Source organism: Tessaracoccus sp. MC1756 (assembly GCF_014164735.1).
Taxonomy (GTDB): Bacteria; Actinomycetota; Actinomycetes; order Propionibacteriales; family Propionibacteriaceae; genus Arachnia.
Map to the genome: position 1 here is coordinate 842,291 of NZ_JACJFZ010000001.1, position 23,044 is coordinate 865,334.

Sequence of the window (23,044 nt, forward strand, 5' to 3'; positions counted from 1 at the left end):
GCCTTGCGGGCATGACGCTGGCCGCCGAACTGATCAAGAAGCTCACCCACCGCTCGGTCACCCTGGCCACGTGCGAATCCGTGACCGGTGGCGGCATCGGGGCCGAACTGACCTCAGTGCCCGGGGCCTCCCAGGTGTACCGGGGTGGATTGATCACCTATGCGCGAGACCTGAAGCACCACCTGGCCGGCGTCGACGAGCAGTTGATCGAGCGCGAGGGCGTGGTCAACGAACTGACCGCGTTGCAGATGGCGCTCGGTGCGCAACGCCGCTGTGACTCGGATTGGGCAGTCGCCACCACCGGGGTCGCCGGCCCCACGGAGACGGACGGCGTCAAGGTCGGCACCGTCTGGTTCGCCGTGGTGGGCCCACGGGTGGGCATGTCGTCCCCGCCGCAGTACACCGAACTGCGTACCTTCGACGGGGACCGGGAGGCCGTCCGACGTGCGGCCACGGAGCACGCGTTCGAGATGTTGCTGAGGGTTCTCTAGACGAACCTGGAGAAACTTTTCGCTGATCGGGAACAAACCGCCCACCTTCGCGGTTGGACCTATCGACAGCGGGCACTCGGCCCGTGGTCAGATAGGAAACAGCCGTGAAGACGATTCTGATTCGTAAGGTGATGGGCGAGACACTCCGGGAACTCCGGATGCGCGCCGGCATGACCCTGCGAGAGGTCTCCATGGCCAGCATGGTTTCGCTCGGCTACCTCTCGGAGATTGAGCGCGGTCACAAGGAAGCCTCCAGCGAAGTGCTCTTCGCCATCGCATCCGCGCTCGATGTGTCCCTGTCAGATCTGATGATCTCCATCAGTGGCAAGCTCGCCACCCTCGAGGCCCAGCGCATGCCCCGGGTGGCGGTCGCCGCCTGACCCGTCAGCGGTGACGCGGCCCCTCCACAACGTGCACCTCGACGCCGGCGTCCCGGATCCGCTGAAGTTCAGCCTCCGGGGCCCCGGCGTCTGTCACAAGCACGTGGATGTCCTTGATGTCCGCCACCTTGGCCAGGGTGGTGTGACCGATCTTCGTCGAGTCGATCGCGACGATGACGCGCTGGGCCCGCTCGATCATGGCAAGGTTGGTGCGGGCCTCGATCTCATCGTGCGTCGTCAGGCCCCCGGTCGCGCTGACACCGTCGGCGCCCACCACCGCTGTGCCGACGTTGACCAGTTTCATGGTTGATTCGGCCAGCGAACCGACCAGTTCCAACGAGCTGGAGCGCAGCACGCCGCCGGCGATCAGGACGCGGGCCTGGCCCTGCTCCGCCGCCTCGAGGCCGATGCTGAGTGAGTTCGTGATGATCGTCAGGTCCTCGCGGTGCCTGAGGGCGCGCAGCACCTCGGCTGTTGTGGTTCCGCCTGTCAGCCCGATGGCGTGCTTGCCGGCGGGGATGATGCCGGCCACTGTCCGGGCGATCCTGCGCTTTGCGTCCTGGTTCCGGCCGTCGCGCAGCCGCACCGGCAGTTCCCTGTTGCCCTTCATGGGCCGGGCGCCGCCGTGGGTCCGCTCGAGGAGGCCCTGGGTCGCCAGGAGAGCGACGTCGCGTCGGATCGTTGCGGCCGACGCCCCCAGTTGGTCCGCCAGATAGGACAGTGGCAGCTGGCCCTGCTCCGTCAGAAGTGCCAAAAGCGCGACCATCCGGTCCGATCGCTTATGGGAGGGCGTGCCGGGTGCATTCATCCGTGGGGGCTCCTTTGCGCCTAAGTGGCCTGTTGTGCAACATACGCACAAATGTTGAGCGAGATTCTAGCCCTTGCTCACTTCCAGTGCGCAGCGGGGCCAGTTTTGACACAAGAACCTGCGCGAATGCCCATCATCGCGCTGCGTGTACCGTTGGCGCGTGCGCGAAGCTGAACTCTGGGAACGAATGAACGACGCTCTGCCCGCTGGATATGCCGCGAGCTGGGCGGAGTCCGTCGTCCTCGAGGATCTGGGGGGTCGCACGGTCCACGAAGCCCTCGCCACAGGAATCCCCTGCAAGACGATCTGGCGCGCCGTCTGGCGACAACTGGAACTGCCCGCGCGACTACGCTGAGACGCGGCGTGTCGGTTCGCATTAGAACGCCTGTTCGCCTATCTTGAATTCGGCGGTTGTCCACAGCGGAACCGGCTCGTCGAAAATTGTCGGGCCCGCTACCTACAGTGACAGCGACATCGAAACCTCCGGCATCAGCCGGTTCCTGGAAGGAAATCCTGATGGCCTCATCGGACCGTAACAAGGCGCTGGAGGCGGCGCTCGCCCAGATCGAGAAGGCCCATGGCAAGGGCTCCGTCATGAAGCTGGGCGAGGACAATCGCCAGCCCATCGACGTGATCCCCACCGGCTCCGTCGCGCTGGATGTGGCGCTCGGCATCGGCGGGCTGCCCCGTGGCCGCGTCGTCGAGATCTACGGGCCGGAGTCGAGCGGCAAGACCACCGTCGCGCTGCACGCCATCGCCAACGCCCAGCGCGACGGCGGGATCTGCGCCTTCATCGACGCGGAGCACGCGCTGGACCCTGATTACGCCCAGAAGCTCGGAGTCGACACCGACGAGCTGCTTGTCTCGCAACCGGACAACGGCGAACAGGCTCTGGAGATCGCCGACACGCTGGTGCGCTCGGGAGCCCTCTCCCTCGTCGTCATCGACTCCGTCGCCGCGCTGACGCCCCGCGCCGAGATTGAAGGCGAGATGGGCGATTCGCACGTAGGTCTGCAGGCCCGCCTCATGTCGCAGGCGCTGCGAAAGATGACCGGTGCGCTCAAGACTTCCAACACCACGGCCATCTTCATCAACCAACTCCGCGAGAAGATCGGCGTGATGTTCGGCAGCCCCGAAACCACCACGGGTGGTCGCGCGCTGAAGTTCTACTCCTCGGTCCGCCTGGATGTACGCCGCATCGAGACACTGAAGGACGGCACGGAGATGGTGGGCAACCGCACCCGCGTCAAGGTGGTCAAAAACAAGGTGGCCCCGCCCTTCAAGCAGGCCGAGTTCGACATCATCTACGGCCAGGGCATCTCTCGCGAGGGCTCGCTGATCGACATGGGCGTGGATGCCGGCATCGTGCGTAAGGCCGGCGCCTGGTTCACCTACGAGTCGGATCAGCTGGGCCAGGGCAAGGAGAACGCCCGCACCTTCCTCAAGAACAACCCCGAGGTCGCCAACGACATCGAGCGTCGCATCCGCGTCCACCTCGGCATCGACAAGGAGGCGGTGCCGGAAGGCGTGAACCCGGAGACCGGAGAAGTTGACTTCTGATCGCAGTGCGGAGGAGCGGGCCACCCAGGTGGAGGTGGCCCGCAAGATCGCGCTCGACCAGTTGGCCACACGGGCACGCTCGGAGCAGGAGTTGCGTACCGTCATGAAGCGGCGCAACGTCCCTGCCGACGTCGCAGACGAGATCATCGAGCGCTTCACCGAGGTGGGGCTCATCGACGACGCGGCCTTCGCTCAGTCGCTCACCTTGACGCGCGCGGAGTTCGGGCTGCGGGGGAGGGTCCGCATCCGGCAGGAACTGCAGGCCAAGGGCATAGACCGCGAGATCACCGACGAGGTACTGGCCCAACTGGACCCGGAGGACGAGCGTGACGCGGCGCTGACGTTGGCCCGCCGTAGGGTGCGCTCGCTGGCGGGGCTCGAACGGCATGTCGCGCGCCGCCGGTTGGCCGGTGTGCTGGCCCGCAGGGGCTTCTCCGGTGGCATCGTCAGCGGTGTGCTCGAAGAGGTGCTGGGCAAGGGCTGGGACGACGAACCGGTTGAGTTTTCCACAGGTGAGCAATAGGCTCGTCGGCAAGGCCCTTGGCCCCGCATGAACCGCCCCGGCCTGGCTGGGGCATTGAAACCTGAAACTTCACTGACAACACCTAGAAGATGACATTCGACTTTTGCCGCTGCGGCCTTCTGGCCGCAGGGGCTTGTCGTCCCTAGCGACATTGTTGCCAACCACCTTGTGCGGTGCCGTGGCCGGACTGTCCGGATATGAGGAGGCGCCGTGCCCGAGCTCGGTTGGATCATTGCAGGAGCCGCGTTGGTCGGGCTCATCATGTTGGGCCTTCTCCTGCGGCGCCGAACGGCCGAAGCCACCGCGGAGCGACTTTCGTGGGAGCGCCGGTCCAAGGACGATGTGGCCTCCGTGCGTGCCACAGCCCAGGCCGCGGCGAGCGTCATCGAGGAGCGCGCCCGCGAAGCTCTCGAGGACGCTGAGCGGCGTCGAGGAGAGATGGAAGCCGTGCTCACGGGGCAGCGCCAGGAGTTGCGGGAGGCGAGGGCGGCGCAGGAGCGTCGTGAATCCCGCCTCCATGAGCGCGAGGACCGCCTCTCGGCTGAGGCCGAGGGCCTTGTCGCGCGCGCTGAGAGGCTGGATGCCCAGCGGATCCAGCTGCGGGAGCAGCGGGAGGAGCTCCAGGCGCAGGAGGAGCGGCTTGCCCTCGAACTCGAACGTATTGCAGGGCTGTCGGTAGAGGAAGCCCGCAAGGAGGTCTTGGCGGCGGCGGAGAAGCAGGCCAAACTGACCGCCACCTCCATCGCCCGCGACATCGAGGCGACGGCGAAGCGCGAGGCGGACCAGATCGCCCGGCGCGTCATCACCACCGCCATCCAGCGGGTCGCCTCAGAGCAGACGTCGGAGTCCGTGGTCAGCACGGTGGACCTGCCCAGCGATGACATGAAGGGCCGCATCATCGGCCGTGAAGGGCGCAACATCCGCGCTTTCGAACAGATCACGGGAGTCAACGTCCTCATCGACGACACCCCCGAATCCGTGCTCCTCAGCAGCTTCGACCCGGTGCGCCGCGAAACCGCGCGCCTCACGCTCGTCGACCTCATCGCCGACGGGCGGATCCATCCCGCCCGCATCGAAGAGGTGCACGAGCGCAGCCTGCGCCGCATCAACGACCGCGTGCTGCGCGCCGGCGAGGACGCCCTGGCAGAGGTGGGCATCGTGGACCTGCACCCTGATCTGGTGCCCATCGTCGGGGCGCTGGCGTTCCGCACCTCTTATGGGCAGAACGTGCTGCGGCACCTCGTCGAGTGTGCCCATCTCGCAGGCGTGATGGCGGCGGAGTTGGGGCTCAGCGTGACGGTCTGCAAGCGGGCCGCCTTCCTGCACGACATCGGCAAGGCGCTCACCCATGAGGTGGAGGGTCCGCACGCCATCATCGGGGCGGAGTTGCTGCGCAAGTACGGCGAGCACGAGGACATCGCTCATGCGGTGGAGGCGCACCACAACGAGGTCGAGCCGCGCACGGTTGAAGCGGTGCTTACGCAGGCCGCCGACGCCATCTCCGGCTCCCGTCCGGGTGCCCGGCGCGAGTCGCTCGAGGCCTACGTCGAGCGGATGGAGAACCTCGAGCACATCGCCACGAAACACGAAGGCGTGGTGCGCGCCTACGCCATGCAGGCCGGGCGCGAGGTGCGCGTCATGGTCTCACCGGACCACATCGACGACGCCGGGGCGCACGCGCTGGCCCGCGACATCGCCGCAGAGGTCGAGAAGACCCTGAGCTACCCGGGACAGATCCGGATCACCGTGGTGCGGGAGTCCCGCGCCACGGAGACCGCCCACTGATCAGTTCTCGACGGCGTCCACCCGGATGCCCCAACGCGACGACGTCTCGGCGCCGGGCTGCAGCACGATGAGCGATTCGTGGGTGGGGCCTTCGTTGAACGCGTCGGCCGCGCACGTCATCGGCTCCACGGCGATCGCGTTGCGCGTCGGGGGCACGTAGATCTGGCACCACGGAAGCGTCGCGTCGGCCCACATGGCGACCGTGCGGGTGCCGTCGGCCACCGTCAGCTCCCATGGTCCCTCGTCGATCCGGAACGCGCTGTCGAACTCCGTGCTGCCGATCTCCCGGGGCTCCCGGAAGTCGTGCTCAGCGGTCACGTCGGTCAGTTCCACCGGGAGCAGCCGGTCGTCGACGGCCAGTTCATAGGGGAACGGCGAGGTGAGCACGGCGGTGGTGTCGACGGCCAGGTACGGGTGGGTGCCGTAGCCGTAGGGGAGCGCCTCCTGCCCCGCATTGCGCGCCGTCACCGTGACGGTGAGCCCGCCGTCGTCCAGCGCGTGACTGATCTCGACCTCCAGCACGCCGTCCCATCCGGACTGCGGGTAGATGACGGTGGTCAACACCACCTCGTCGGGGTCGTGGCTCAGGAGCCGCCACGCATGGTCAGACCCCAGGCCGTGAATGGCATTGTTCCGCGGCACCTCGCTGATCGGGAGCTGCTGCTCCACCCCGTTGAACGTGTAGCGGCCGTCGCGGATGCGGTTGGGCCACGGCACCAACTGGCGGCCCATGGAGGAACTCGGCGACCCGTCCTCAGGGAACGTGTGCAGCAACTCCACACCGTCGCGGGTGAGGCTGCGCAGCGTCGAGCCCACCTCGGTCACGACCGCGGTGTACGGCCCGGACTCGATGAGGAATTGTTGGCCGGTAGGCAGGATGTTCATGTCTCGAACCCTAATGGGTAACATGGTCGGGCTATGACTGATCCGCGCACATATCACGTCATCACCTACGGGTGTCAGATGAACGTCCACGACTCCGAACGCATCAGCGGCCTGCTCGAGGAGGCCGGGATGCACCGCGCCGCGCCGGGCAACGACGCGCTCGGTGCAGGTGCCGACGTCGTGGTGTTCAACACGTGCGCCGTGCGCGAGAACGCAGACAACCGCCTCTACGGCAACCTCGGCCACATGGCCAGCATCAAAGCCGTCCACCCCGGGCTGCAGATCGCCGTGGGCGGCTGCATGGCGCAGAAGGACCGCGACACCATCCTGAAGAAGGCGCCGTGGGTGGACGTCGTCTTCGGTACGCACAACGTCGGTTCCCTCCCCAGGCTGCTGGAGCGGGCCCGGGTGGAGCGCGAGGCGCAGATCGAGATCAAGGAAGCCCTCGAGACATTCCCCAGCAACCTCCCGACGCGCCGTGAATCGCCCTACTCGGCCTGGGTGTCGGTCTCCGTGGGCTGTAACAACACCTGCACCTTCTGCATCGTGCCGGCCCTGCGCGGCAAGGAGACCGACCGCCGCCCGGGCGACATCCTCGCGGAGATCGAGATGCTGGTCAGTCAGGGCGTCCAGGAGATCACCCTGCTGGGCCAGAACGTCAACGCCTACGGCGTGGAATTCGGCGACAGGCAGGCCTTCGCGAAGCTGCTGCGGGCCTGCGGCACCGTCGACGGGCTGGAGCGCGTGCGCTTCACCTCACCCCACCCCAAGGACTTCACCGACGACGTGATCGAGGCCATGGCCGAGACGCACAACGTGATGCCCCAGCTCCACATGCCGCTGCAGTCCGGCTCGGACCGGATCCTGAAGTCGATGCGTCGCTCCTACCGGGCGGAGCGCTACCTGGGCATCCTCGACAGGGTCAGGACGGCCATGCCGCACGCCGCCATCACCACCGACATCATCGTGGGATTCCCCGGCGAGACCGAAGAGGACTTCCAGGCGACGATGGACGTCGTGCGTCGCTCGCGGTTCTCCGCCGCCTTCACCTTCCAGTACTCGATCCGCCCCGGCACGCCTGCGGCCACCATGCCTGACCAGGTGCCGAAGGAGATCGTGCAGGAGCGCTACCTGCGCCTCGTCGACCTGGTCAATGACCTGGCCTGGGAGGAGAACAAGACGTTCGCCGGCCAGGAGATCGAGGTCATGTTCGCCACCGGTGAGGGCCGCAAGGATGCCGAGACCCACCGCATGAGCGGCCGGGCGCGGGACAACCGCCTGGTCCACGTGGTGGTTCCGGAGGACCCGGCGCTGCGGCCCCGGCCGGGCGACATCGCCACGGTGTCGATCACGCATGCGGCGCCGCACCACCTGAACTCGGACCTCCTGCCCACCAACCTCAGGCGTACCCGCGGAGGGGACGCGTGGGAGGCGGCGCAGGGAGGCGCCAGGCCGGCGGGCGTCGGGCTGGGCATGCCCACGTTGGAGAAGCCCGCGCCGCTGCCCGCCGCCACCGGCTGCAACTGATCAGGGCTGGTCGGCTGGGCGCCTGGGCTGATCGGCCGGGCGCTCGGGCTGGTCGCCCGTGAGCTTGTCGAGCTGGTCGTTGCCGAAGTCCTGCGCCTTGTCCACGTGACCGGCGTACTTGCCGTCGGTCTTGTCGTCGACGAAGTCGCCGGCCCGCTCGATGCCCTCCTCGATCTGCGTCTCGTGCTGCTTGGCCAGGTCATCGAGGTTGTCGAAGAGTCCCATGTCATGTCCTTCGGGTGGTGGGGTGAGGTCCCCATCATGCACAGCCGAGAGGCCAGCACGGAAGGTGTTTGGCACACTGGTAGCGTGTCCCTTCCCTTGATCGTTCTCGTCGGCCCCACGGCCACAGGCAAATCGGGCCTCGCGGTCGATCTCGCGCTGGCGTTGGCAGAGCGCGGCCATCCCGCCGAAGTGGTGAACGCAGACTCGATGCTCGTCTACCGGGGGATGGACATCGGCACGGCCAAGCCCACCGTCGAGGAGCGGCGCGGGGTGCCCCACCACCTGATCGACATCACGGAGGTCACCGAACGGGCGTCGGTGGCAGACTTCCAGCGGCTCGCCCGCGCCACGATCGCCGACCTGCGGGCCAGGGGGGTCATCCCGATCCTGGTGGGCGGCTCGGCGCTCTACACCCGTGCGATCACCGACCGCTTCGAGTTCCCGGCCTCGGACGCGGCCGTCCGGGCGCGTTGGGAGCAGGAACTCGACCAGGGCGGGCCGCATGCGCTGCACCGTCGGCTCGCCGAACTGGCGCCTGAGTCGGCGGCCGCCATCGAGCCCGCCAACGGCCGCCGGATCGTCCGGGCCCTCGAGGTGCTCGAGCTGACAGGGGGCCACGCCCCCGTCATCCCCGAGTGGACCTACGAACTGGAAGACGTGCACCAGTTCGGGCTGAACCTGGACCGGGCGGAGCTGGACCGGCGGATCGACCTGCGCGTCGAACAGATGTGGGAACAGGGCCTCGTTGAGGAGGTCACGGCCCTCCTGGCGCGGGGCCTGCGTGAGGGCGTCACCGCGATCCGGGCGATCGGCTACCGGCAGGTGGTCGCCTTCCTCGACGGCGAACTCACCGAAGCGGAGGCCCGCGGTGAGGTGCAGCGGGCCACCAGGCGGTTCTTCCGTCGCCAACTCGGTTGGTACCGGCGCGACCCCCGCATCACATGGCTGGACGCAACCTCCCCGACGGCGGTCCAAAGCGTGCTCACAGGGATAGACTTGTGAAACTCAGGAGGGCGTGATGCGTCGGTTCAGCTTCCACAAGGGTCACGGCACCCGCAACGACTTCATCATCCTGGATGACTCCTACGGCATGCACGAGATGCATCCCGACTTCATCCAGATGGTCTGTGACCGGCACAGCGGCATCGGCGCCGACGGCGTGATCCGCGTGGTCCGGGCCTCCAGCATCCGCGGCTGGGAGGGCGACAGCTCGCTCTGGTTCATGGACTACTACAACGCCGACGGATCCATCGCCGAGATGTGCGGCAACGGGTTGCGGGTGTTCGCCCGCCACCTGATCAACGAGCAGCTGGTCGACAACGGGGAGTTCGACGTGGCAACCCGGGCGGGCCTCCGCCGCGTCGAAGTGGCCAGGCACGGGCTGATCCGCACCACCATGGGGGACGCGACCGTGTCCGATGAGGACGTCACCGTCCGGCTCGGCGGGCGGGAGTGGCCGGCGACGAAGGTGGATGTCGGCAACCCCCACGCCGTGGTGTTCCTTCAGGACGAGGACCTCGACTCCCTCAATCTGTACGACGCCCCCACCTGGGAACCGGTGAGTGCCTTCCCCGAGGGCGTCAATGTCGAGTTCGTCCGGGTCGACGAGCCAGGCAAGCTGTCCATGCGGGTCTTCGAGCGCGGCGTGGGGGAGACCCAGAGCTGCGGCACCGGCGTGGTGGCCACCGCGGCGGCCTATCGCCGGCGCGCTCAGCATGACGGCAGCGTCGACGTGACCGTTCCCGGTGGCGACCTCACGGTCGATTTCGACGGTGACGCGGCCCGCCTGACCGGGCCCGCGGTGATCATCGGGCGTGGGGAATTCTGGATCTGACTCGATTATCCACAGCCCGTACCCGTCCCTTGGATGTCAGGGGCTGGGCTGGAAGAATGGGCAGACGATGACTAATTCTGACGAAGACCTGCTCGACTACGACGACGACGAGTTGGAGCCTGACTACGACGGTGATCAGGAAGACCTGGCGGCGCGCCATTCGTTGCGCCGCGTCGCCGGCCTGCGCACCGAACTCGAGGACATCACAGAGGTCGAGTACCGCGAACTGCGGCTCGAGCGCGTGGTGCTGGTCAGTGTCTGGACCACAGGCTCACAGGAAGACGCCGACAACGCGATGGACGAGCTGAAGCTGCTGGCGGAGACCGCCGGCTCAGAGGTGCTCGACGCGCTGGTCCAGCGTCGCTCCCACCCGGACCCGGCAACCTACATCGGCCGCGGCAAGGTGCTGGAAGTCGCGGAGGTGGTGCGCGCCACGGGCGCAGACACCGTCATCTGCGACGGTGAACTCGAACCCGCGCAGTTGCGAAACCTCGAAGACCGGATCAAGGTCAAGGTGGTGGACCGCACAGCATTGATCCTCGACATCTTCGCCCAGCACGCCAAGAGCGCCGAAGGTAAGGCCCAGGTCGAACTGGCCCAGTTGCAGTACCTCAAGCAGCGCCTCCGCGGCTGGGGCGGCAACCTGTCGCGCCAGGCGGGTGGCCGCGTCGCCGGCGGTGCAGGTATCGGTGGCCGAGGCCCCGGTGAGACCCGCATCGAGACAGACCGCCGCCGCATCCACACCCGGATCTCGCAGTTGCGCCGGAAGCTGCGCGAGATGGACGCCACCCGCGAATCCAAGCGAGCGGAGCGGCGTCGTCACCAGGTTCCTTCCGTCGCCATCGTCGGGTACACCAACGCGGGCAAGTCGTCGTTGCTCAACCGGCTCACGGGAGCCGGGGTGCTCGTGGAGGACGCGCTGTTCGCCACCCTGGACCCCACTACCCGCCGCTCGGAGACTGACGACGGCCGCGTGTTCACGCTCACAGATACCGTCGGCTTCGTCCGCCATCTCCCCCACGACCTCGTCGAGGCGTTCCGCTCCACATTGGAGGAGTCGGCCCAGGCAGACCTGCTGCTCCACGTGGTGGACGCCGCAGACCCGGATCCTGAGGGGCAGATCAGGGCCGTCCGCACCGTGTTGTCAGAGATCGGCGCAGCCTCGGTGCCGGAACTGCTGGTCCTCAACAAGGCGGACGTCGCGGATGCCGCCAGCATCATGGCGTTGCGTGCAAAGCACCCGGATGCCGTCGTCATCTCCGCGCGGACGGGCCGCGGCCTCGAGGCGCTGCGTGAGGCCCTCGAGCAGAGGCTCCCGCGCCCCGAGGTCGCGCTCACCGCTCTGGTGCCGTACAACCGCGGGGATCTGGTGGACAAGGTCCACAAGACGGCCGTGATCGATTCGCTCGAGCACACCGGCGACGGCACGCTGATCAGCGCGCGGGTGCGCCCTGATCTTGCCGATGAGCTGGCCGAGTTCGTACGTGACTGATCACGGAGCCATTCTGGCGGCCGCGGTCGGTGACATCGGGGGCGAGGCACGCCCCGGTCAGCAGGCCATGGCAGACGCCGTGGCCGCGGCATTCGAGGATGACACGCACCTCCTGGTGCAGGCGGGTACGGGCACCGGCAAGTCGCTCGGCTACCTCGCACCCGCGCTCGCCCGGAGCGTGAGTACCGGCGAGGTCGTGGTCGTGGCCACGGCCACCCTGGCGCTCCAGGCCCAGTTGGCGACCAAGGACATCCCCACGGCGCTCGACGCAGTGGAGGAGGTCACCGGCCAGCGGCCCAAGGCGGCCATCCTGAAGGGCCGCACCAACTACGCCTGCCTCTACCGGGCCCGCCAGGGCTCAGACCTCGACCAGGACTCCCTGATCGGCGCCTCCGCCATGGCGGAGACGGCGGCCACGTCGAAGGCGGACGATGTCGGCAGGCTCGGCGCCGAGGTGCTGGCGCTGCGCGAGTGGATCGAGGGGGAGGCGGAGAGCGGCGGCCTGGCAGACCGCGACGATGCCCCCACGCACACCGCCCGCGGCTGGTCGCAGGTGTCGATCCCCACGAGGGAGTGTCTGGGGGTGTCGGCCTGCCCGTTCGGGGCGGAGTGCTTCGTCGAGAAGTCCCGCGAGGTCGCCCGCGAGGCGGATCTCATCGTCACCAATCACGCGCTGCTGGCGATCAACGCCATGCACGGTGGCACCGCGCTGCCGGAACACGCAGCGCTCGTCGTGGATGAGGCGCACGAACTGGTCAGCCGCATCACGACGGCGGCGACGGATGAACTGACCCCCGGCATCGTGGATCGCGCCGCCCGGCGGGCACTCACCTGGCTCGACGACGACCTGGGCGTGGATTTCCTCGACCAGGTGGACACGTTGCGCGAGGCCCTGGACGAATCAGAACTCACCCGCATCACGGAGTCCTCCGCGCCGCTGCCGTACGCTGCGGCAGCGCTGCGCGACGTCTCCCGTCGTGTGGTGAGCGCGCTCGGCAAGGTGACCGACGACCCGGACCGTCAACAGGCCACCTCGTCGGTCAGGGAGATCTTCGACATCGCGGAGCGGATCGCCGCTCTGAAACCACAGGACGTGGTGTGGGTGACAGAGTCCGACCTCATGGGGCGCGCCGCGTACGTGGCGCCGCTCAACGTGTCGGGCCTCCTCAGGGACCAGGTCTTCGGCCAGGGGCCAACCGTGCTGACCTCCGCCACGCTCACGTTGGGCGGGGCGTTCGAACCGGCTGCGGGCGCCGTCGGGCTGCGCGCGGCAGACCGGCTTGAGGCCGAGGGCGAGGGCGAGGGGGACAACGAGTTCGCGTGGCGCGGCATCGACGTCGGCTCGCCGTTCGACTACCGCAAACAGGGCATCCTGTACGTGGCCCGCCGGCTGCCGCCGCCGGGCCGTGACGGGATGCACGAAAAGACCCTCGCCGAGATCGCGCAGTTGGTCTGGGCGGCCGAGGGCCGTGCGCTGGGGCTGTTCGCTTCGCGCAGGGCTGCCGACCAGGCCGCCGACTACTGCCGGCGGGAACTACCGGACCTGACCATCCTGGCCCAGGGCGACGCCCAACTGTCAGAGCTCACCAGACGCTTCCTCGACGAGCCCACCACCGCCCTGTTCGGCACCATGTCGCTGTGGCAGGGCGTCGATGTCCCGGGCGAATCGTGCCAGCTCGTCATCATCGACAAGATCCCGTTCCCGAGGCCGGACGACCCGCTGATGCAGGCCAGGAAGAAGGCGGTCGACGACGCAGGGGGCAACGGTTTCATGAGTGTGGCCGCCGCCCATGCTGCACTGCTCCTGGCGCAGGGGGCCGGCAGGCTGATCCGGCGCTCCGAGGACAGGGGAGTGGTGGCCATGCTCGACCCCCGGTTGGCCACCGCGCGGTACGGATCCTTCCTCACCGCGTCGTTACCGGATTTCTGGGCCACCACGGATGGCGATGTGGCCGTGTCGGCACTACGCCGCCTCCGCGGCGACATTGAGTGACCTATGGCGGGCTCACACCTTGCGGAGTAGTGCCACGACCTTGCCCATGATGCTGGCGTGGGTGCCGTCGATGGGGGAGTAGCGCTCGTTGTGCGGCAGCAGCCACACCTTGCCCTGCTGCAGCTTGTAGGTCTTGACGGTGGCCTCGTCGTCGAGCAACGCGGCAACGATGTCGCCGTTGGTGGCGTCCTTCTGCTGGCGTACCACCACCCAGTCGCCGTCGCAGATTGCGGCGTCGATCATGGAGTCGCCCTTGACCTCCAGGAGGAAGAGCTGGCCGTCGCCGACGATCTGCTTCGGCAGCGCGAACACGTCCTCGATGTGCTCCTCGGCCAGAATCGGCCCGCCGGCGGCGATCCGGCCCAACACGGGCGCGGCTACGGCTGAGGGACGTGCATCCCATCCCTGCGCCGAATCCAGCTCCTCGGGGAGCTTGGGCACATCAGGCAGTGTCAGCACGACGGCCCGCGGCCGGTTGGGGTCCCGGCGGATGAAGCCCTTCTGCTCCAGCATGCGCAGCTGGTAGGTCACCGATGACGTCGACGCCAGCCCCGCCCTGTCCGCCACCTCGCGGATGCTGGGGGGGTAGCCCAGGTCCTCGATGGCGTCCTTGATGACGTGCACCAGCGCCAGTTGCCTGCGGGAGAGCCCGTAATCCGGTCCCTCGGGAATGGGGAAGCCTGCCAGCTGCGCCTCGATCTCTGCGTTGCTGGGGCGGCCACGGCGCGGGCGGTTCGTCTTGTCAGCCATGGCCCCATGGTAGCCATTAGCTGGAACAGGTGTTCGAAATGCGCAGGCGTGTCGATGGTCGACGAATTTTGTCAGTGGGCTCCTGTTGAGTGGTGCACGTCACAAATCCCGTGGCGCACAGCAGGCTTCGAACAAATGTTTGAATCTGATCCGCACATGCGGTAGCGTTTCAATCGAACACTTGTTCTAGGAATGAAAGAGGTCAGTCATGACCACGTCGAGCGCAGTTCGCTTCCAGATCGTCGGCACGCCCGGTCGTCGGGTCGTCACCGTGTCCCCGGCCGGCCGTCCTGATCTCCATCTGCCCCGCATCAGCCCCACGCGTCCCGTCGGTCCCGGACGCACTGGTGCTGCTGCCTCGTGCCGCGTCGTGAGCCCGGAGCGCCGCTCCCCCTGGCTGGCGGCCAAGGTCGCGGTTGTGTCGCTGTTGGCGCTGGCCGGTGGCGCCGTCTCCGCCGCTCAGTTGGTGGGCGGCCTCGTGTCCCCTGATCCGGCGATGGGTTATGTCGCCGGTGACCCAGCCTGGGCGCACGTCTCGCAGCCCTGATTCCTCTACTGGGACACGTCGAATTCCCCTCGGCGTGTCTCTTGCCTTCCTGATGGGCCGCGCCTAGTGTGATCCCTACATCTAGTGGTTGCACTGATGTGATTCCCCTACAAGTTGTGATTCGAACGTGATTCGCCACTTGTGAGGAACCGCTCCGGTGTGGCACTGTTGTCCACTCGCTCCATCGCTCGAGGAAGGCCCGCGCCGTGCACTGCCCGTTCTGCCGCCACTGCGACACCAAGGTGTCGGATTCGCGCGCGACCGAGGACGGCTCCGCCATCCGGCGCCGTCGGATGTGCCCCATGTGCGAGCGTAAGTTCACCACGATCGAACAGATCATTCTGACGGTGGTGAAGCGGTCCGGCGTCGTCGAATCGTTCAGCCGCGAGAAGGTCATGCGCGGCGTGTCGAAGGCCTGCAAGGGCCGTCCCGTGACACCGGCGCAGTTGGCCGCCCTCGCCCAGCGTGTGGAGGAGTCCCTCCGGGCCTCCGGCCAAGCGGAGATCCCTTCGGAACAGATCGGCGTGGCCATCCTCGGCCCATTGGAGGAACTCGACTCCGTCGCGTACCTCCGTTTCGCCAGCGTCTACAAGAACTACGAGTCGGTCGACGATTTCCAACGCGAGATCGACGCCCTGCGCCTCAGCGCAACCACCCGGAAGCCGGCACCCGAGGGCGGAGCGGCCTTCCAACAGCTCACCGCCCAAGAGCCGCTCCTGGGCTGAGCAACACATCAGCTTCACATCGAATCAAACGCAGCAAGAGAATCAGAGGGGTTTTGACCATGACAGCGACCGCAGCGCGGGCCTCCCGCCGCAAGTCCTCGGAGACAGAGGCCACGGGTCTCGTCATCGACCGCGTCTTCACCAAGCCGGGCGTGCATCCGTACGACGAAGTCGAGTGGGACCGCCGCGACGTGGTTCAGACGAACTGGCGTACCGGTGAGACCGTCTTCGAGCAGCACGGCGTGGAGTTCCCGTCGTCCTGGAGCGTCAACGCCTCCACCATCGTCACCACGAAGTACTTCCGTGGCGCCGTCGGCACCCCCGAGCGGGAAGACTCGCTGCGCACCCTCATCGACCGCGTGGTGACGAGCTACGTCAAGGCCGGGAGCGACTACGGCTACTTCGCCACAGACACCGACGCGGAGATCTTCGGCCACGAACTCACGTGGATGCTGCTCAACCAGTACTTCTCCTTCAACTCGCCCGTGTGGTTCAACGTCGGCACCCCCTCGCCGCAGCAGGTCAGCGCCTGCTTCATCCTCTCGGTCGACGACTCCATGGAGTCCATCCTCAACTGGTACCGGGAGGAGGGCTTCATCTTCAAGGGCGGCTCCGGCGCCGGCCTCAACCTCTCCCGCATCCGTTCGTCCAAGGAACTCCTGAGTTCCGGAGGCACCGCCTCGGGTCCCGTGTCCTTCATGCGCGGCGCCGATGCCTCGGCCGGCACCATCAAGTCGGGCGGCGCCACCCGTAGGGCCGCCAAGATGGTGGTGCTCGACGTGGACCACCCGGACATCGTGGAGTTCATCGAGACCAAGGCGCGCGAAGAGGACAAGATCCGCGCCCTGCGCGACGCCGGGTTCGACATGGACCTGGGCGGCAAGGACATCACCTCGGTGCAGTACCAGAACGCCAACAACTCCGTTCGCGTCAGCGACGAGTTCATGACCGCCGTCGAGAACGGTGGCGCCTTCGGGCTGCGGTCCCGCAGCGACGGTTCAGTGATCGAGGAGGTCGACGCCAAGGACCTGTTCCAGAAGATGGCCAAGGCGGCCTGGGAGTGTGCGGATCCGGGCATTCAGTACAACGACACCATCAATGACTGGCACACTAACCCGGTGACCGGCCCCATCACGGCGTCGAACCCCTGCTCCGAGTACATGAGCCTCGATAACTCGTCGTGCAACCTGGCCTCGCTCAACCTGCTGAAGTTCCTCAAGGCCGACGGCACCTTCGACGCGGAGACGTTCGTCAAGGCGGTCGAGCTGATCATCACCGCGATGGACATCTCGATCTGTTTCGCGGATTTCCCCACCGAGTCGATCGGGGAGACCACCCGCAACTTCCGCCAGTTGGGCATCGGCTACGCCAACCTCGGGGCGCTGCTGATGGCCATGGGCAAGGGCTACGACACGGATGGTGGCCGCTCCACCGCCGCCGCGATCACGTCGGTCATGACGGGCACCTCGTACCGCCGCTCGGCTGAGCTCGCCGCCATCGTCGGCCCGTACAACGGCTACGCCGTCAACGCGGAGGCCCACCAGCGCGTGATGCGCAAGCATCAGGCCGCCAACGACGACCTGCGCGTGCTGGCAGACGATCGCCAGCTGCACGCCGTCGCCACCCGCGAGTGGGACCACGTGGTCTCGCTGGGCGCCAAGAACGGCTTCCGCAACGCGCAGGCCTCCGTGCTGGCCCCCACCGGCACCATCGGCTTCATGATGGACTGTGACACCACCGGCGTCGAGCCGGACTTCTCGCTCGTGAAGTTCAAGAAGCTCGTCGGCGGCGGCTCGATGCAGATCGTCAACCAGACGGTCCCACGTGCGCTCAAGCGCCTCGGCTACAAGTCCGAGGACATCGACGCCATCGTCGAGTTCATCGGCACCCACGGTCACGTGATCGGGGCGCCCGGCCTGGCCGCTGAGCACTACGAGGTCTTCGACACCGCCATGGGGACCCGGGCCATCAAGCCCATGGGTCACGTGCGCATGATGGCCGCCGTGCAGCCCTTCCTCTCCGGCGCCATCTCCAAGACGGTCAACCTCCCGGAGGACGCCACGGTCGAGGAGATCGCGGACGTCTACCTGCAGGGCTGGAAGCTCGGTCTCAAGGCGCTCGCCGTCTACCGCGACAACTGCAAGGTCGGCCAGCCCCTCTCCGACGGCAAGAAGAAGACCGCCGACGAGGCGAAGGAAGCCCCGCAGCCCGAGGTGCGCATCGAGTACCGTCCCAAGCGCCGCCGCCTGCCCAAGTCGCGTGCTTCGCGCACCACGAGCTTCTCTGTGAGCGGTGCCGAGGGCTACATGACGTCGGGTGCCTACGACGACGGCCGCCTCGGCGAGGTGTTCCTCAAGCTGGGCAAGCAGGGCTCCACCCTGTCGGGCGTGATGGACGCGTTCTCCATCGCGGTGTCGATCGGCCTGCAGTACGGCGTGCCGCTGGAGAGCTTCGTGCAGAAGTTCACCAACCTGAAGTTCGAGCCCGCTGGCATGACGGACGACCCCGACATCCGGATCGCGCAGTCCTTCATGGACTACATCTTTCGCCGCCTGGCCCTGGACTACCTCACGTTCGACGACCGCGCCGAGCTCGGCATCTACACCGCCGGTGAGCGTGCCCGCTACGTCGAGACCGGCAGCTACCTGTCGGAGGAGGACGAGGCCCGGATGCCCGAGGCCGAGCAGCTCCGCAACGACGAGTTCGACGACTTCAACGTGGACGGCGCCCGTCAGCCTTCGCTGATCGACGCGCACACGACCGCGGAGTTGATGGAGGCCATGGGCGTCGCCGCAATCGACGCGCCGCTGTGCATGACCTGCGGCACCAAGATGCGCCCGTCGGGCAGCTGCTATGTCTGCGAGGGCTGCGGCTCCACCAGCGGTTGCAGCTGACCAGCACGATGTGGAACCGCAGGGCCGCCTCGGGCGCAACCGGGGCGGCCCTGTCCGCGTTGGTGCCGGGCTTAGGCTGTCCCTGTGATGGAAATGAACGAGCCGCCGGCTACCGGTCTCTCGCGGGCTCGAGCCGCACTGCTCGCCGCAGCCGCCGGATACGCGGTGCTCGTCGTCTACCAGGCCTACACGCTGCCGGACCGGGTGCCTGGACAGATCGGGCCCGGCGGGGAGGTCGCCAGATGGTCCGACCGCCCCACCCACGTGCTGATGGCCTGCCTGGCCGGCCTGGGGCTGTTCCTGGCGATGTGGTTCGCCCCCAGACTGATCGGCCGGTTGCCGGTCGAAGCCGTCAACCTCCCACACCGTGACTACTGGCTGAGGCCGGAGAACCTCCCTCGGACGCGTGGGATGATCGCTGACGACATGGGGTGGTTCGGGGCCGCGACCATCGCCTTCGTCGGTTTCGCCCTGGACCAGGTGGGCAGGGTCGCCGCGGGGCAGCCGGGCTTCTCAGGGGCCTTCTGGGCCGTCCTCGTCACCTACCTGGTAGGCGCTCTCGGATGGGCGCTGTGGAGCACCGTCGGTGGACGCTGGAAACCCCCGCCTCACCCTTTCGGATGAGGCTGAAATGGTAGTCAGGTCGAGTTTCGCGGCGTTTACCGCCTTTTGCACAGTTTGGTGCGTATATTGACTCTCGTGACTGACAAGCGGCTGCGTATCGCAATCCTCAACGACTATGAAGTGGTCGTGCACGGCCTCCGTAGCATGCTCGCGCCCTTCGAGGATCGGGTGGAGATCGTCGACATGGGTCCCCGCGCACACGTGGAGGAACCGGTGGATGTCACCCTCTACGACACGTTCAGCCAGAGCCACGAAGATGACCCCGACATTCAGGGCCTGATTGGCACGCGGGGGACGGGGGCGCTGGTGATCTACACCTGGACCATGCACCCCGACCTCGCGGCGCAGGCCGTCGCCAGAGGGTGCCGGGGGTACCTCGACAAGTCGATGTCCGCCGCCCAGCTGGTGGAGTCGCTCGAGGCCATCGCCCGAGGTGAAGTCGTGATCTCAGAGCCGAACGCGGACCACGACGGGCACACCCTCACCTCGCCTGAGGACCTGGCCTGGCCGGGGGCGCACTTCGGCCTCACAGCGCGGGAATCCGAGGTCCTGGCGCTCATCACCCGTGGTCTCACCAACCAGGACATCGCCAGCCGCAGCTACCTGAGCATCAACTCGGTGAAGTCCTACATCCGCTCCGCCTACCGCAAGATCGGGGTCGAACGACGCTCGCAGGCCGTGCGGTGGGGGCTGGAGAACGGAATGTTGCCAGACTTCAGCCACGTTACGCTGGACGGGTGATTCCTCCAGTAGTCGACGCGACCTGGCTCCAGGCCCATCCCCACGTGGTGCTCGCGGATGTGCGGCACTACCTCGACGGTCGCTCCGGCGCCCGGGCCTATGAGCACGGGCATCTTCCCGGCGCCGTCCATGTCCCGATGGACGAGGTGCTGGCGGATCCCCCCACGACTGAGTTGGGCCGCCATCCGCTGCCCACCCCGCAGCGCTTCGCTGAGGGGCTCGCCGCCGTCGGAATCGGCGACGACTCCACCGTCGTGGCCTATGACGACGCGGGGGGCTCGATGGCCGGACGCCTGGTGTGGCTCCTGCGCATGCTGGGCCGCGACGCAGCCCTGCTCGACGGCGGAATGGCCGCCTATGACGGGGAACTCACCACGGTGGTCCCTGACCCGGCTCCTGCCACCTTCACCGTCACGCCGTGGCCGGACGAGGCGCTGGCCACCATCGAGGAGGCCGCGCGCGGGTCCATCGTCATCGATGCCCGTGGTGCTGAGCGTTTCCGTGGCGAGACCGAGCCGATCGACGCGAAGGCCGGACACATTCCCGGTGCACGTAGCTTTCCGCTCACGGACAACCTCACGCAGGATGGCCACTTCCTGGGCCCGGTGGAGTTGCGCGAACGCTTCCGCGGGATCGACGATGCGGCTAAGACCATCTCCTATTGCGGGTCCGGCATCACCGCCTGTCACAACCTCATTGCGATGGAGTACGCGGGACTCGGACGGGGCCGCCTGTACCCGGGTTCATGGTCGCAGTACAGCGGCACCGAGAGGCCCGTCGCCGTCGGGGAGTGAGCAATCGCGCAGAGTGGACGGCGCATCTGCACGCAACGTGCGGAACCGCTCAGGTCGGTGCCAGACTCGTCTCCGACCTACACCGCTTTACCAACACACCTGCGAAGGACTCTGCATGAACGCAAAGGGGCGAGTGACCCTCCCGATCGAACAGGGCATGGACGACCAGTTGCCCGGCATCCTGGCACGGCTCGGCGCCGACGCCGTGCGCAACTCGGACGGGACCTGGCTGCCTGAGATCACACCCCAGTTGGGGGTGAAGGTCTACGAGACGTATTTCCCGGCGCGCGGTCACCAGGCGTTTGCCGAAGCCAACCTTGACGCCCGCCCACGCTTCTATCTGATGAGTGAGCGCGTGGCCGCTCCGGCCGAGGGCCCGCTGTCCATCGACATCATGAAGGGCTACTACGAGCTCCAGGTCGAGCCGGACCAGGGAAATGTGCGGCGGTGGTGGGAGGTCATTGACCGCACCACCGGCGAGGTCGTGCCCGTGGACGGCTGGACTGTCGGGGGGCAGGGAACCGACGTGTCGGTCACCGTCGCTGAGCCTGTGCCGTTCCACGTGTACACGGTGAACTTCCTGGCCTGGCAGGTCTGGGACTCCACGCAGATGTACAACTACACCACCAACAACTGGTGGGACGACGAGTCGCGCGTACGGGAGATCGGCTACGACGCCCGCCACCCCGTCGCGTGGGAGTTCATGAAGTCGTCCCTGCGCCAGTGGTGTGAGGAGCGCACCGAGGTCGACGTGGTGCGCTTCACCACGTTCTTCTATCACTTCACCCTCGTCTTCAACGACCTCGGCAAGGAGAAGTACGTCGACTGGTTCGGCTACTCCACCTCCGTCAATCCCATCGCGATGGAGGCCTTCGAGGAGGAGTACGGCTACCGGTTGCGCGCCGAGGACTTCGTGGATCAGGGCTACTACAACTCATCCTTCCGGGTGCCGTCGAAGGTGTTCCGCGATTGGATCGAGTTCACCACCCGCTTCGTCTGCTCCCGCGTCAAGGAACTCGTCGACATCGTGCACGAGTACGGCAAGGAAGCCCTCATGTTCCTCGGCGACAACTGGATGGGCACCGAACCGTACGGTGAGCTGTTCGCCGGCACCGGGATCGACGGTGTCGTGGGCTCCGTCGGATCCTCTGTCACGTGCCGCATGATCTCGGACATCCCCGGCGTGAAGTTCACCGAGGGCCGGTTCCTCCCGTACTTCTTCCCCGACGTGTTCCGCCCCGGCGGCGACCCCCTCGGCGAGGCGAACGAAAGTTGGCTCCTGGCCCGCCGCGCCATCGCCCGCACGCCGCTCGACCGCATCGGATACGGCGGCTACCTGTCGTTGGCTGTGCAGTTCCCCGACTTCATGGCGCGGGTCGAACAGATCTGCGACGAGTTCCGCTCCATCCACGACGAGGGCCAGGGCAAGCGTCCTGAGAATGCGCCCATCCGCATCGGCGTGCTCAACGCCTGGGGGAGCCTGCGCACCTGGCAGACGCACATGGTGGCGCACGCGCTCTGGTACAAGCAGATCTACTCCTACCTCGGGGTCATGGAGGCCCTCGCCGGGCTCCCGTTCGACCTGAAGTTCGTCAGCTTCGACGAGGCCCGCGACGGCAAGCTGGCCGACCTCGACGTGGTGCTGAACGTCGGCGCGGCCGAGACGGCGTTCTCGGGCGGCAGCGAATGGCTCGACGAAGCCCTGGTTGTGGCGCTGCGCCGGTACGTCCACCAGGGCGGCGGCCTCATCGGTGTGGGTGAACCGACCGCGGTGCTGGCCAACGGGGCCTTCTTCCAGCTGTCCGACGTTTTCGGCGTCGACAAGGAACTGGGGCTCAGCCAGTCGACCGACCGCTACCCGGTGGAGAAGCCCCAGCACTTCATCACGGCCCACCTCGACGAGTCCACCAAGGTCGACGTGGGCGAAGGGGCCGGCGACATCTTTGCCCTGAACGACGACACCCGGATCCTGCGCCTCACCGATAAGTCCGTCGATCTGGCGGCCAAGGAGACCGGCAACGGCCGGGCCGTCTACGCGGCTGGGCTGCCCTACAGCCACGACAACGCCCGGTTGCTGCACCGCGCCATCTACTGGGCCGCGGGCCGCGAGGACGACTTCGACGCCCACTGGATCCCGTCGAACCCCGGGGTCGAGATTGCAGTGTTCCCCGACGCCGGCAGAGCCTTCGTCATGAACAACCTCACGGTCGCGACGTCGACGGCGGTGTCCGGCCGCGTGGGTGGCCTTGTCTCCGACGGCGACATCACTGCGCTGCAGTTGGACCTCGAGCCGATGGAGTCGCGCTGGATCGACCTCGCCTGAGTGGATCATGAGCAATTGGATGGGGTCACGTGTGGTTCCGAGCCGTTTTCTCGGCGTGTCGCCCGACGACCCCATCCAATTGCTCACGGTACGTACCGCAAGCTGAGCCAACGGAGCGGGCCGCTATTGTGTTGTGAGCACAA

22 protein-coding genes are annotated in these 23,044 nt (G+C 67.2%); 18 read left to right on the top strand and 4 right to left on the bottom strand.

The features are described from left to right. Positions 1 to 11 precede the first annotated feature (11 nt). Both H5393_RS03875 and H5393_RS03880 read left to right on the top strand, forming a co-directional pair. Positions 12 to 491 (top strand): CinA family protein, encoded by a 480-nt coding sequence (locus tag H5393_RS03875; protein WP_182765524.1) that lies wholly within the window; start codon positions 12 to 14, stop codon positions 489 to 491. Between the two features lie 104 nt (positions 492 to 595). Beyond that, on the top strand, positions 596 to 871 hold the full coding sequence (locus H5393_RS03880; RefSeq protein WP_245243933.1) for a helix-turn-helix domain-containing protein: 276 nt from the start codon (positions 596 to 598) through the stop codon (positions 869 to 871). Between the two features lie 4 nt (positions 872 to 875). Here H5393_RS03880 and H5393_RS03885 read toward each other — a convergent pair whose 3' ends face one another. After that, positions 876 to 1,637, bottom strand: a complete 762-nt coding sequence (locus H5393_RS03885) for a DeoR/GlpR family DNA-binding transcription regulator (RefSeq protein ID WP_182765788.1) — start codon at positions 1,635 to 1,637, stop codon at positions 876 to 878. Between the two features lie 202 nt (positions 1,638 to 1,839). Between H5393_RS03885 and H5393_RS03890 the strand changes: the two genes are divergently transcribed. The 4 genes from H5393_RS03890 to rny all read left to right on the top strand — a co-directional run bounded on the left by H5393_RS03890 (position 1,840) and on the right by rny (position 5,547). Then, the gene (locus tag H5393_RS03890) at positions 1,840 to 2,034 is read left to right on the top strand and encodes a DUF3046 domain-containing protein (RefSeq protein WP_182765525.1); all 195 of its coding nucleotides are present in this window, start codon (positions 1,840 to 1,842) and stop codon (positions 2,032 to 2,034) included. Between the two features lie 158 nt (positions 2,035 to 2,192). Then, a complete protein-coding gene (recA, locus tag H5393_RS03895) occupies positions 2,193 to 3,239 on the top strand; it encodes a recombinase RecA (RefSeq protein ID WP_076059417.1) in 1,047 nt (348 codons plus the stop codon). Then, positions 3,229 to 3,762: a regulatory protein RecX gene (locus tag H5393_RS03900; RefSeq protein ID WP_182765526.1), complete on the top strand. Its 534-nt coding sequence runs from the start codon at positions 3,229 to 3,231 to the stop codon at positions 3,760 to 3,762. The genes recA and H5393_RS03900 overlap by 11 nt, the downstream gene beginning before the upstream one ends. Before the next feature lie 210 nt (positions 3,763 to 3,972). Next, the gene (gene rny, locus H5393_RS03905) at positions 3,973 to 5,547 is read left to right on the top strand and encodes a ribonuclease Y (RefSeq protein ID WP_182765527.1); all 1,575 of its coding nucleotides are present in this window, start codon (positions 3,973 to 3,975) and stop codon (positions 5,545 to 5,547) included. Here the strand turns inward: rny and H5393_RS03910 are convergent, their stop codons facing one another. Next, positions 5,548 to 6,432, bottom strand: a complete 885-nt coding sequence (locus tag H5393_RS03910) for an aldose 1-epimerase family protein (protein ID WP_182765528.1) — start codon at positions 6,430 to 6,432, stop codon at positions 5,548 to 5,550. 33 nt (positions 6,433 to 6,465) lie between these two features. On the opposite strand from H5393_RS03910, the gene miaB reads away from it, so the two are divergent. Next, positions 6,466 to 7,959, top strand: a complete 1,494-nt coding sequence (gene miaB, locus H5393_RS03915) for a tRNA (N6-isopentenyl adenosine(37)-C2)-methylthiotransferase MiaB (protein WP_182765529.1) — start codon at positions 6,466 to 6,468, stop codon at positions 7,957 to 7,959. Here miaB and H5393_RS03920 read toward each other — a convergent pair whose 3' ends face one another. After that, on the bottom strand, positions 7,960 to 8,184 hold the full coding sequence (locus H5393_RS03920; RefSeq protein ID WP_182765530.1) for an antitoxin: 225 nt from the start codon (positions 8,182 to 8,184) through the stop codon (positions 7,960 to 7,962). 84 nt (positions 8,185 to 8,268) lie between these two features. On the opposite strand from H5393_RS03920, the gene miaA reads away from it, so the two are divergent. The 4 genes from miaA to H5393_RS03940 all read left to right on the top strand — a co-directional run bounded on the left by miaA (position 8,269) and on the right by H5393_RS03940 (position 13,503). Next, positions 8,269 to 9,186: a tRNA (adenosine(37)-N6)-dimethylallyltransferase MiaA gene (gene miaA, locus H5393_RS03925; protein WP_370585918.1), complete on the top strand. Its 918-nt coding sequence runs from the start codon at positions 8,269 to 8,271 to the stop codon at positions 9,184 to 9,186. 16 nt (positions 9,187 to 9,202) lie between these two features. Further along, the gene (gene dapF, locus H5393_RS03930) at positions 9,203 to 10,018 is read left to right on the top strand and encodes a diaminopimelate epimerase (protein ID WP_182763571.1); all 816 of its coding nucleotides are present in this window, start codon (positions 9,203 to 9,205) and stop codon (positions 10,016 to 10,018) included. Positions 10,019 to 10,085: 67 nt separating this feature from the next. Beyond that, positions 10,086 to 11,510: a GTPase HflX gene (hflX, locus tag H5393_RS03935; RefSeq protein ID WP_182765532.1), complete on the top strand. Its 1,425-nt coding sequence runs from the start codon at positions 10,086 to 10,088 to the stop codon at positions 11,508 to 11,510. 67 nt (positions 11,511 to 11,577) lie between these two features. Then, a complete protein-coding gene (locus H5393_RS03940; RefSeq protein ID WP_255436312.1) occupies positions 11,578 to 13,503 on the top strand; it encodes an ATP-dependent DNA helicase in 1,926 nt (641 codons plus the stop codon). Between the two features lie 12 nt (positions 13,504 to 13,515). Here the strand turns inward: H5393_RS03940 and lexA are convergent, their stop codons facing one another. Beyond that, positions 13,516 to 14,253, bottom strand: coding sequence for a transcriptional repressor LexA (lexA, locus tag H5393_RS03945; RefSeq protein ID WP_182765534.1), 738 nt, complete (start codon positions 14,251 to 14,253; stop codon positions 13,516 to 13,518). 208 nt (positions 14,254 to 14,461) lie between these two features. Between lexA and H5393_RS03950 the strand changes: the two genes are divergently transcribed. The 7 genes from H5393_RS03950 to gnpA all read left to right on the top strand — a co-directional run bounded on the left by H5393_RS03950 (position 14,462) and on the right by gnpA (position 22,901). Further along, positions 14,462 to 14,800 carry a hypothetical protein gene (locus H5393_RS03950; protein ID WP_182765535.1) on the top strand — a complete coding sequence of 113 codons (339 nt, stop codon included), beginning with the start codon at positions 14,462 to 14,464 and terminating at the stop codon, positions 14,798 to 14,800. Between the two features lie 206 nt (positions 14,801 to 15,006). Next, positions 15,007 to 15,525, top strand: a complete 519-nt coding sequence (nrdR, locus tag H5393_RS03955) for a transcriptional regulator NrdR (RefSeq protein ID WP_182765536.1) — start codon at positions 15,007 to 15,009, stop codon at positions 15,523 to 15,525. A 59-nt stretch (positions 15,526 to 15,584) separates the two neighbouring features. Continuing rightward, the gene (locus H5393_RS03960) at positions 15,585 to 18,419 is read left to right on the top strand and encodes a vitamin B12-dependent ribonucleotide reductase (protein WP_182765537.1); all 2,835 of its coding nucleotides are present in this window, start codon (positions 15,585 to 15,587) and stop codon (positions 18,417 to 18,419) included. A gap of 84 nt (positions 18,420 to 18,503) precedes the next feature. Then, positions 18,504 to 19,043, top strand: a complete 540-nt coding sequence (locus H5393_RS03965) for a hypothetical protein (protein WP_182765538.1) — start codon at positions 18,504 to 18,506, stop codon at positions 19,041 to 19,043. A gap of 75 nt (positions 19,044 to 19,118) precedes the next feature. Then, positions 19,119 to 19,784, top strand: coding sequence for a response regulator transcription factor (locus tag H5393_RS03970; RefSeq protein WP_370585919.1), 666 nt, complete (start codon positions 19,119 to 19,121; stop codon positions 19,782 to 19,784). Beyond that, positions 19,781 to 20,578, top strand: a complete 798-nt coding sequence (locus H5393_RS14805) for a sulfurtransferase (protein ID WP_182765539.1) — start codon at positions 19,781 to 19,783, stop codon at positions 20,576 to 20,578. Before H5393_RS03970 ends, H5393_RS14805 begins: the two co-directional genes overlap by 4 nt. Before the next feature lie 115 nt (positions 20,579 to 20,693). Further along, entirely contained in the window at positions 20,694 to 22,901 is a 2,208-nt protein-coding gene (gene gnpA, locus H5393_RS03980) for a 1,3-beta-galactosyl-N-acetylhexosamine phosphorylase (protein ID WP_182765540.1), read from the top strand. Positions 22,902 to 23,044: the final 143 nt, after the last annotated feature.